A 9,916-nucleotide genomic window follows, 5' to 3' on the forward strand; every position below is an offset into this window, starting at 1 on the left:
TCAGCCGTTAAATTGGCCCCCTCGTCAAATCGGAAAAAGGGATGTTCAGGCAACTGGGCGATGAGAAATAAATCTTCCCGTTGACCGGTAAAGGGTTGGACAGGGCCTTGGCCACGCACACGAATCTTAGTACCGGGTTTGACACCCGCCGGGATACGCACGCGGATGGACTCGCCGCCCACCAGCACTTGCTTTTCCGTACCCCGGAAGGCTTCCGCCCACGTCAAGGTAATGGGCATCTCGCGCGGCGCATAGGACGTTTGATAGGTCTGATAACGCGTGCTGCGACCGGTGGTCGGCCCCCCCATGCGTCCTAATAACTCGTTAATGAAATCCTCAAAGCTGGCGTAGCGGCCAAAGTCAAAATCGAAGTCCATGTAGACATCCTGAGCAGGGCCGCGGTCGCCCACTTGTTGCCAGTACCGGCCATATTGGTCGTACTTGCGGCGTTTTTCCGGGTCGGATAGGACTTCGTAGGCTTCGTTAATCTCCTTGAACCGTGCTTCCGCTGCCGGATTGTTGGGATTCACATCAGGATGGTACTGCCGCGCCAACCGCCGGTACGCCCGCTTTATCTCTTCTTGCGATGCATCCCGGCTGACCCCTAACACCGCGTAGTAGTCCTTGAAGTTGGTACTGGTCATGACACTACACAGCCGCAGCCTGCAACTTGGTCTGGAACTCCATCTTCATCGTAGGTGACGCTTCCCTAGGCTGGCTACCCAAATATCCGACCACTCCCCAACGGGGGCGTTTAGCGCTATTATTAAGAATAATAAACAAATTTTTAAGGTTCTCTACGCCCTGGGCAGGAGTTGGGTGATGAAGTTTTCGTGGCGGATAGCGTTGCTGTGGTTGTTGCCGGTGCTCATTATCGGCTTTTTCTTTTGGCAGGGAACGATGGGGCCGGTCTGGCGGGAAACGGGCTTGAATGCGGCGACGGCGCGGATGACCTACGGGCGGTTTCTGGAGTATTTGGATGCAGGCTATGTCCGGCGCTTGGACCTGTATGATGGGGGACGTACGGCGGTAGTGGAAGTGGCCGACCCAGAGTTGATGAGTCGTTTTCAGCGGATTCGCGTGGATTTGCCGACCGCCGGGCCGGAGCTGATTAGCCGCCTGCGCCAAGCCCACGTGGATTTCGATATTCACAACAACCGCAGCAATAACCTGGCGCTGTGGGGGCTACTGGGGAACTTGGTGTTTCCGCTGGTGTTGCTAGGCGGGTTGGTGTTCTTGCTACGGCGCTCCAGTGGGATTCCCGGCGGTCCTGGGCCGGCTATGAACTTTGGACGCTCGCGGGCGCGGTTCCAGATGGAAGCTAAAACCGGGGTGAAGTTTGACGACGTGGCTGGGGTGGATGAAGCCAAGGAAGAGCTGCAGGAAGTGGTGACCTTCCTCAAGCAACCGGAGCGCTTTACGGCGGTTGGGGCGAAAATCCCGCGGGGGGTCTTGTTAGTCGGGCCGCCAGGGACGGGGAAAACGTTGTTGGCAAAGGCCATCGCTGGGGAAGCTGGCGTGCCTTTCTTCAGCATTTCCGGCTCCGAATTTGTCGAGATGTTTGTGGGCGTGGGGGCGTCGCGGGTGCGCGACCTGTTCAAGAAGGCCAAGGAAAACGCCCCTTGCATCGTGTTCATTGACGAGATTGACGCGGTGGGCCGGCAACGGGGCGCGGGCATCGGCGGCGGCAACGATGAGCGGGAACAAACTCTGAACCAGTTGCTGACCGAGATGGACGGCTTTGAAGGGAACACGGGCGTGATTGTGATTGCCGCCACCAACCGCCCGGATGTATTGGATGCGGCGCTCCTGCGTCCGGGTCGCTTTGACCGGCAAGTGACGGTGGATGTGCCGGACATCAACGGCCGTTTGGCAATCCTGCGCGTCCATGCCCGCAACAAGAAGTTCGACGACACGATTTCCCTGGAGATGATTGCCCGACGGACGCCGGGGTTTTCCGGGGCGGATTTGGCCAATTTGCTCAACGAAGCGGCCATCCTCACGGCGCGACGGCGCAAAGAAGCCATTGGTGCCAGCGAGATTGACGCGGCGATTGACCGGGTGATTGCCGGGATGGAGGGCACGCCCCTGGTTGATGGCAAGAGCAAGCGGTTGATCGCCTATCACGAAGTCGGCCATGCGATTGTGGGGACGTTGCTCCCGCACCACGACCCGGTGCAAAAGGTGACGTTGATTCCCCGGGGGCAAGCGCGCGGGTTGACCTGGTTTGTGCCGGGGGAAGAGCAGATGTTGTTGTCGCGGGCGCAGTTGCTGGCGCGGATCACAGGAGCCTTGGGTGGCCGAGCGGCGGAAGCGGTGGTGTTCGGCGAATCGGAGGTGACCACTGGCGCCGGGAATGACCTGCAACAGGTGGCGGCGTTGGCCCGGCAGATGGTGACGCGCTTTGGAATGTCCGACTTTGGGCTTTTGTCCCTGGACGGCCAGATGGGCGAAGTGTTTCTCGGACGGGATTTGGTGGCCCGCTCTGACTACTCTGATGAACTGGCGGCGCTGGTGGATGCCCAGGTGCGGCGGATTGTCAATGAGTGCTACCAGCGGGCCTGTCAGATCATCCGGGAGAACCGGGTGGTGATTGACCGCTTGGTGGACCTGTTGATTGAAAAAGAAACGATTGACGGCGAGGAATTTCGTCGCATCGTGGCCGAATACACGCCCTTGCCGGCGCAGACGGCAACCCCTGCGTGAAATGCGGGTTGTCCTGTGCGGCTATTACGGCTATGGCAATGGGGGCGATGAAGCGCTACTGCTGACCCTATTGCAGATGTTGCCGCCCTCGGTGCAACCCGTTGTGCTCTCAGCGCAACCCCGGGTGACCCGGCAGTTGTACGGGGTAGCGACGTGCCACCGCTGGCATCTGGGGCAAGTGCTCGTTGAAATCGCGCGCAGCCAGGGCTTTGTCTGGGGCGGGGGTAGCTTGATCCAGGACAAAACGAGCTGGGCCAGTCCCCTGTACTACCTAGGGTTGATGGCCGTAGCCCAGTTATTGGGAAAACGCACGGTGGCCTGGGCACAGGGGATTGGGCCGCTGGAGCGTCCGTGGTTACAGCGCTTGGCGCGATGGGTCTTCCGGCGCTGCCAGGCCATCAGTGTGCGGGACAAACCGGCAGCAGAACAACTCCGGCAATGGGGACGCGCGGTTCTTCTGGCACCTGACCCCGTGTGGGCCTTGCCAGAGCAGCTCTATGTGCCCCTGAAGGACCTGCCGGCTCCTCGCATCGCGGTGGTGTTACGGCCCCATCGGCTCTTGACGCCTGCTTGGCTGGACACGCTGACCCAGGCGCTGCGGCAATTTCAACAGGCGACGGGGGTATGGGTCGTGTTTCTCCCATTTCAACCGCAAACCGACCGGGCGCTGGCCCAACAGTTGCAGCGGTCAGTGGCCGAAAGCAGCCTGCTGGAACCGTCCCATCCGGCCCAGCTCAAGGGCGTCTTCCGCGGGATGGAATTGGTGGTGACTATGCGCTATCACGGGTTGGTGATGGGCGCTGCGGCGGGTTGTCGGTGCTTCAGCCTAAGTTACGACCCAAAGGTGTCCCAGTTGCAACGGGAACTGGCCATGCCAGGGTGGGATTTACGACAACAACCGCCATCGCCCCAGGACTTGAGTCGGCAGTGGCTCGACCTGTACGCCAATGGGGAGGGGCTATCGCCCGCGCAGATCCAAGCCTGGTCAGACCGGGCCATGCTTCACGGCGAATTGCTGCAACAGGTTTTCACCTAAAGCAGTAACGCTCGCTCTAGGGAAACCTGGGTTAAATCCACGCCGGTGAGTTTCGCGCCCCGCAGGTCGGCTTCCGTTAAGTCAGCGCCGCGCCAGCGCACTTCGGTCAAATTGGCGTCCCGCAGCCGGGCTAGTTTCAAAATCGCATCCCCCAGGTTGGCGCCGCTCAGGTCGCACTCGCTCATGTAGGCCCCGGTTAAATTCGCCCCCCGCAGGTAGGCCCGGCGTAAATCCACGCGCCACAGTTGGGTGTCCACTAGGTTGGCCCCGCTGAGGTTGCAGTTGTACATCCGGGCTTGGTTGAGGACAGCACCCCGGAAATTGGCGCCCAAAAAGTTTGTGCCGGTTAGGTTGGCCCGTTCTAGATTGGCCTCGGCCAAAATAATCCGGCTGAGAATTTTATTACTCAGATCGACTTCCTTGAGGTACACACCGGTGAAGTCCCGTTCTCCCTCTGCGTAGCGGAGCAACAGTTCTTCCCTGGTTAATTGTTTCGGTGCCATGGATGCAAAAAATGAGTTTGGTAAAGGTAAAAAAAGTATAACATTGGCCGTTTCCCCGCAGAGCACCACTACGTCGAGGCCGTCAGCACACTGGGGGCGCTTTGGCGAGGCACAGTGGTCAGGCAATCCACCTGGGCACAGAAACGCAAATCTGCAGCTTGCCCTAGCTTTAACAACCGCTGCCCATGACTTGCCCGGTGGAGCAATTCCAGTAAATTATCCTGCCATTGCTGGTACAATGCTAACGCGCCCACTGCTTCGTCATTGCCAGTAGTCGCCTGGTCACCCAACCCCATTAACAATGCCCCAGCGCAGGCGGTGTCTTCCAAGGAAAAGGCGCCCTCCCACCCTGAGGCCACAATCCAGACCCGTTCTGGCTGCTGTTGCTGGAGAAGTTCCACAACGGCCTGGCGATTCACCAGCGCACAGGTAAGGACGCAGGGGGCAGCTTGGACGCGAGCCAGGGCGCGAGTGCCATTGGTTGTACTCATGAATAACCGCCGCCCCTTGACCCGCTCGGGGGTGCAATCTAAGGGCGAGTTGCCCATATCAAAGCCACTGACAACTTGGCCGCCCCGTTCTCCGACGCGCAACCGCTGTTCTGCCGGCCACTGGGCGCTCACGCGCAACAGTTCTTCCAGGTCAGCAAACACTTGGACTGCGGTTGCCCCGGCGCTCAAGGCTACAGCCATGGTTGTCGTCGCCCGCAGGACATCCACCACCACGGCACAGTCAGGCAAATCTCCAGCGGGCACGAGTTCCGGCGTATGGTACACCCAACACTTCATCGCTGAACGTACCAGTAGTAAGTGACCATGGGAATGACCGTAGCCAGGATCAGTAACACCACCACCACCGCCGTCCAAATGTCCTTGGTTTGGCGGGTTTCAGCAGCTGTAGCAAAATTGCCCTCGATGCGTTCTACATCTTCAGGGGGTGGACCAGGGTCTGGCTGACCGGAGAGCACCGCCTGTAAGCGGGTCACTGTATCTACTAGAGCCTGGTTGTAAACATCCCGGCGCACCAGTTTGAGCAGGGTGTCTTCCACGATACTCAGGGCCGTCGCTGAGGGCAGCAGGGGGATGACCTCCGAACCAGCTTGTAAATCTGCCGTTGCTGTGCGGGCTACTAGGGTGAGCAACACCTGTTTGGCGCCGCCGTCAGGGAACCAGCGTTGAAACAGCTTTTCACCAAAACTGCTGGCCGTTTCCCCGTAATCCAGCCGCCGCAGGCTCACAACATGGACTTGAAAGCCCGTGTCTTGACTGAGTTGGGTCAAGGTGCGGTTCACCTGGTTAACTGTGCTAGGGCTAAACACATCAGCTTCGTCGAATACCCAGCTTGCCGGCGGGGTCGCTGGCAGGTCGGTCACAGCCGTTGCCTGGGCTGGCCCCATTCCCCCCAGCCATAACCAAAGCACCAAGGCACCTACCCACAACCAATGTCGCATCTGTTTCCCCTCCCCTGACAGCAGCCGATTCTTCAGTCAGTATAGACGCTGGCCCGCCCGAAGAAAATCAGTTGATCCGGCTGCGTTGCCGTGCGGAGGCCGCCTCGTCCGGGTGAATCCCCAAACGGGTGAGATTGATGCGACCGCGGCTGTCAATTTCTCGCACCCGCACAATCACTTCATCTCCGACTGAGACCACATCTTCCACCTTGCCAACCCGGTGTTCCGCTAGTTGGGAAATGTGGATCATCCCCTCTTTCCCTGGCAGGATTTCCACGAATGCCCCAATGGGAATAATCCGGGTCACCCGTCCAGCGTACACATCCCCTTCGTTGAGCTTGCGGGTCATGCCGTCAATGATCCGGTAGGCTTTTTGAGCGCGTTCCTCGTCGGCGGCACTGATGGTTACAGTCCCATCTTCCTCAATGTCTACCTTGGCACCCGTTTCTTCGGTAATGCCGCGAATGGTCTTACCGCCTGGCCCGATCACCACGCCAATCAATTCGGGGTCAATCTTCAGGGTCAGCAAGCGGGGTGCGTAGGGAGATAAGGTGCTGCGAGGTGCTGCTAACGCCGCCAGCATCTTTTCCAGGATAAACAACCGCCCCGCTTTCGCCTGGTGGATCGCCCGTCCCAGTGTCGCAACATCCAGACCAGGAATTTTCATATCCATTTGCAGGGCCGTGATGCCGGTGTCGGTGCCTGCCACCTTAAAGTCCATATCGCCCAAGAAGTCCTCAATATCCTGGATGTCGGTCAGCACCTGCACCTGGTCGCCTTCTTTAATCAACCCCATCGCCACCCCACTCACCGGGCGTTTCAAGGGAACACCAGCATCCATCAGCGCCAGCGTGGAACCGCACACAGACCCCATCGAGGTGGAACCGTTGGAAGACAATACCTCCGACACCACCCGCAGCACATAGGGGAATTCGTCCTTACTGGGTAGCACCGGTACCAACGCCCGTTCCGCCAGCGCTCCATGCCCAATTTCCCGGCGTGACGGCGCCCGCAACGGTCTAGCTTCTCCCACCGAGTAGGGCGGGAAGTTGTAGTGGTGCAGGTAGCGCTTTTCCTCTTCCGGGTGCAGGTCATCGGCCAGTTCTTGGGCATCTCCTGGCGTTCCCAGCGTCACCGCCGAGAGGATTTGCGTTGAACCCCGCTGGAATAGGGCTGATCCGTGTACTCGCCGGGGCAAAATCCCCACTTCGCAGTGAATAGGACGCACCTCATCCACCTTGCGACCATCCACCCGGATGCCTGTTTCCAGCACGTGACGGCGCATCAATTTCTTGGTCAAGGCCTTAAACAGGACATCCACCAGCTTCGGGTCGCTCGCTGTGGCTTGGCGCCGGGGGTCTTCCTCAGGCAATGCCTCTAGAGCTGCCGTCACCTTGGCTTTGGTTTCATCGAGGGCCTGGTTGCGTTGTTGCTTGTCGGCAATGGTTTGGTCAAGCACCGCCTGGATGTCGGCTGCTGCGGTTGCTTCCACCAGCGCTACCAAATCTGCCGGGGGTTCCGGCGCAGGGGGCACCGTCAACGTTATGCCCATTTCCGCCAGTAAATCCTGTTGCGCCCGGATTAGTTCCTGAATCGCCTCATGACCGAAGTCAATCGCCTCGATCATGTCCTGTTCCGGCAATTGGTTGGCCCGGCACTCCACCATCACCACTCCCTGGGGCGAACCAGCTACCACCAAATCCAGGTCGCCCGCTTCGATTTCTGCGTAGGTCGGGTTGATGATGAATTCATCTCCCAACAGCCCCACCCGGACGGCTGCCATTGGCCCCATGAAAGGAATCCCAGCGGTGGCTACTGCCAGAGACGCCCCCAAAATAGCCAGGATGTCGGGGGGAACTTCTTCATCCAGTGACAGGGTGGTGGCCACTACCTGGATGTCCTCCCGTAACCAATCCGGGATCAAGGGGCGCAAAGGCCGGTCAATCAGGCGGCTGGTGAGAATCACCTTTTCTGGGGGCCGACCTTCCCGGCGCAAAAATCCCCCTGGAATGCGACCCGCGGCATACAAGCGTTCCTCATACTCCACCATTAACGGCAGAAAATCCACGCCTTCCCGCGCTGTGCCTCGCGTTGCCGTTACCAGAACTGCCGTATCCCCACACGATACCAACACCGAACCTCCTGCCTGGGGTGCCAATTCACCCAAGCGCAGACGGATTTCTCTTCCGTCAAACGATATTGACTTTTGCATCGCTCACTCTCTTTCCCAATCCATCGCTATCCTAGCATTGAGATTGTGAGAGCGTTACATGGGCAGTCGTACAAACCGGTCATTTTGCCAGCGCAACCGGTAAAGGCGTTGATTGCGGGCATTGACCACCACAATGTCTCGACCCACGCGGGGCAACTGGTACGTCAAAGTGGGATCAAATGGCACGGGTAACAATTGCCGAGTGACATTACGCCATTGACCCTGTTGATAGTCTAGCAAGAGCAGGAGCGATTTTCCTGGTCGCTCAAAAAAATCCGGGTCATAAGGCACACTGAATGCCGCCAGATATTGCCCATTCTTTTTACGAAAAATCGCAAATTCAAACCGTTCTGGGTTGTCGCTTGCCTGATAACGGATATAACCATTTGCTGTATCTACCAAGGCATATTGCAAATAGCGTTGACGATTGGCTGGGGAACCCAATGGTAACACCGGCTCAGGAATGCCCAAGAAATGCTCCTGTACCGTGCGGAATGGTTGGGCAATTGCTGCCAGAGACATCAAAGCTATCCAGCCCGTGCATCCCCATCCCCACAGATAGCGTTTCATATCACTTCGAGTTCCCGCAAATGCTGTCGCACGGTTTCGTAGATGGTCAACACATGGTCATCGTGGAGTTGGTAGATGACGTGCCGGCCCTGCCGATGTCCCTGCACCACCCCCATTGCTCGCAGCGTGCGTAACTGGTGTGAGACTGCCGACTGGCTCATCTGGAGCAAATTCACCAAATCTCCTACACAATGCGGCCCCGCTGCCAGGATGGATAGGATACGTAAACGGTTGGGGTCAGCCAAAAAACCTAGCCACTGGGCCATACGCTGTGCTGTCGACATATCCAAAACTGGCACCGATGATTGGGTAGGGTGATCGGACGTACTGCAAATGTCTGGTTCAGATGCGGTAATAACTGGGGTCATACTTCACGAAACTTATGGCAAACGAACTGGTCAGTGAGCATGAAAGATACATCTTCGAGTATAGGCGGCCTCCGCCAGGATTGGTCATCAGTTGGCTTATCCAAGTTTCCTACTGCCTCTCCTGACCAGCAAAAAAGCGAGTCATATCTTTCTCTGGGAAATCATGTCCCGCCCAATGGCAAGTCTGCTATGTTAAGAAGAGTAAGCTCTCCGGGCAAAGAGTAGGAATGTCGGTGTTACCTGACGAGCCATCTCTGGCTGACTGGGAAGCCTGGTTAAATAGGATTGCTGCTGAGCCGGAATTACAGGAGCAAGGTTTGCCCATAGACATGACTGAACCTCCTGTTGAGTCAGCTAATCAACCATCAACCCTGGAGGCGCAAAAATATCAGGGATGCTCACCTCAAACAACCGATACCCAAGAATTATCGTCAGAAATTGGTCATGTATTGAGTGAACCATCCCCATCAACCTCTATCGCTCACTCTACAATACCTACAACCCCCGCTGTGATTGATATGCTGAGTCAAGCCATGGCAGCTAATGATAGCGCTAGTGTGCAGGCGCTCATCCAAAATATTGAGCAAAATCACAGTCACGCAGAAACTATCGAAATTCTCTTGGCAGCTACCTTGAACCTGTGCCGTTCAGGTTAGTCAACTGTACCGTAGCTGAGATGACTGAGAAATCAAGGGTGGAGCTCCGTACTGCAATCCAAACCTGACAACCATAGATGGCTCAGCTACAGAGATGCCACAATTTTTGCTGTTCTTCGTGAGTCAACTCGCGCCAGCGACCAGGAGCCAAATCCTTTAGCTGTAAATGCCCAATTGCGACCCGCACTAATCGTAAGGTTGGATAACCTACAGCCGCTGTCATCCGCCGCACCTGGCGATTACGTCCCTCGCGCAAAGTCATCTGCAACCAAGCGGTGGGAATGAAACGCCGAAAGCGAATCGGCGGATAGCGCGGTGGGAGTTTGGGTTCGTCTGGGAGCAGCGCCACTTCCGCCGGACGCGTACGGTAGCCCTGGATGACCACCCCTTGACGCAATTGTTCTAGAGCCTCAGG

10 protein-coding genes are annotated in these 9,916 nt (G+C 57.6%); 3 read left to right on the plus strand and 7 right to left on the minus strand.

Translation table 11 applies throughout. The features are described 5' to 3' along the window. On the minus strand, positions 1–644 hold a 644-nt coding region (locus NZ705_11260), incomplete at its 3' end, for a DnaJ domain-containing protein (GenBank protein ID MCS7293525.1). 178 nt (positions 645–822) lie between these two features. Here NZ705_11260 and ftsH point away from each other — a divergent pair. Both ftsH and csaB read left to right on the plus strand, forming a co-directional pair. After that, complete coding sequence (ftsH, locus tag NZ705_11265; GenBank protein ID MCS7293526.1) at positions 823–2,706, plus strand: ATP-dependent zinc metalloprotease FtsH; 1,884 nt, start codon at positions 823–825, stop codon at positions 2,704–2,706. 1 nt (position 2,707) lies between these two features. After that, on the plus strand, positions 2,708–3,742 hold the full coding sequence (csaB, locus tag NZ705_11270; protein MCS7293527.1) for a polysaccharide pyruvyl transferase CsaB: 1,035 nt from the start codon (positions 2,708–2,710) through the stop codon (positions 3,740–3,742). Here the strand turns inward: csaB and NZ705_11275 are convergent. The 6 genes from NZ705_11275 to NZ705_11300 form a co-directional block, all read right to left on the minus strand. After that, positions 3,739–4,245 (minus strand): pentapeptide repeat-containing protein, encoded by a 507-nt coding sequence (locus NZ705_11275; protein MCS7293528.1) that lies wholly within the window; start codon positions 4,243–4,245, stop codon positions 3,739–3,741. The two genes, csaB and NZ705_11275, sit on opposite strands and share 4 nt — an antisense overlap. A 68-nt stretch (positions 4,246–4,313) precedes the next feature. Further along, positions 4,314–5,033, minus strand: coding sequence for a 2-phosphosulfolactate phosphatase family protein (locus NZ705_11280; protein MCS7293529.1), 720 nt, complete (start codon positions 5,031–5,033; stop codon positions 4,314–4,316). Next, on the minus strand, positions 5,030–5,695 hold the full coding sequence (locus tag NZ705_11285) for a TPM domain-containing protein (protein MCS7293530.1): 666 nt from the start codon (positions 5,693–5,695) through the stop codon (positions 5,030–5,032). Before NZ705_11285 ends, NZ705_11280 begins: the two co-directional genes overlap by 4 nt. Before the next feature lie 67 nt (positions 5,696–5,762). After that, a complete protein-coding gene (locus NZ705_11290) occupies positions 5,763–7,907 on the minus strand; it encodes a polyribonucleotide nucleotidyltransferase (protein MCS7293531.1) in 2,145 nt (714 codons plus the stop codon). 54 nt (positions 7,908–7,961) lie between these two features. Next, positions 7,962–8,477: a hypothetical protein gene (locus tag NZ705_11295; GenBank protein ID MCS7293532.1), complete on the minus strand. Its 516-nt coding sequence runs from the start codon at positions 8,475–8,477 to the stop codon at positions 7,962–7,964. Further along, positions 8,474–8,761, minus strand: a complete 288-nt coding sequence (locus NZ705_11300) for a metalloregulator ArsR/SmtB family transcription factor (protein ID MCS7293533.1) — start codon at positions 8,759–8,761, stop codon at positions 8,474–8,476. The genes NZ705_11295 and NZ705_11300 overlap by 4 nt, the downstream gene beginning before the upstream one ends. 311 nt (positions 8,762–9,072) lie before the next feature. Between NZ705_11300 and NZ705_11305 the strand changes: the two genes are divergently transcribed. Beyond that, complete coding sequence (locus NZ705_11305; GenBank protein MCS7293534.1) at positions 9,073–9,501, plus strand: hypothetical protein; 429 nt, start codon at positions 9,073–9,075, stop codon at positions 9,499–9,501. Positions 9,502–9,916 lie beyond the last annotated feature (415 nt).

Source organism: Gloeomargarita sp. SKYB120, assembly GCA_025062155.1.
Taxonomy (GTDB): Bacteria; Cyanobacteriota; Cyanobacteriia; order Gloeomargaritales; family Gloeomargaritaceae; genus Gloeomargarita.

What these genes read in the sequence shown, in the direction of transcription:
- ftsH (MCS7293526.1), top strand. Translation starts at nt 823, where the DNA reads ATGAAGTTTTCGTGGCGGATAGCGTTGCTGTGGTTGTTGCCGGTGCTC.
- csaB (MCS7293527.1), top strand. Translation starts at nt 2,708, where the DNA reads ATGCGGGTTGTCCTGTGCGGCTATTACGGCTATGGCAATGGGGGCGAT.
- NZ705_11275 (MCS7293528.1), bottom strand. Translation starts at nt 4,245, where the DNA reads ATGGCACCGAAACAATTAACCAGGGAAGAACTGTTGCTCCGCTACGCA.
- NZ705_11280 (MCS7293529.1), bottom strand. Translation starts at nt 5,033, where the DNA reads ATGAAGTGTTGGGTGTACCATACGCCGGAACTCGTGCCCGCTGGAGAT.
- NZ705_11285 (MCS7293530.1), bottom strand. Translation starts at nt 5,695, where the DNA reads ATGCGACATTGGTTGTGGGTAGGTGCCTTGGTGCTTTGGTTATGGCTG.
- NZ705_11290 (MCS7293531.1), bottom strand. Translation starts at nt 7,907, where the DNA reads ATGCAAAAGTCAATATCGTTTGACGGAAGAGAAATCCGTCTGCGCTTG.
- NZ705_11295 (MCS7293532.1), bottom strand. Translation starts at nt 8,477, where the DNA reads ATGAAACGCTATCTGTGGGGATGGGGATGCACGGGCTGGATAGCTTTG.
- NZ705_11300 (MCS7293533.1), bottom strand. Translation starts at nt 8,761, where the DNA reads ATGTCGACAGCACAGCGTATGGCCCAGTGGCTAGGTTTTTTGGCTGAC.
- NZ705_11305 (MCS7293534.1), top strand. Translation starts at nt 9,073, where the DNA reads ATGTCGGTGTTACCTGACGAGCCATCTCTGGCTGACTGGGAAGCCTGG.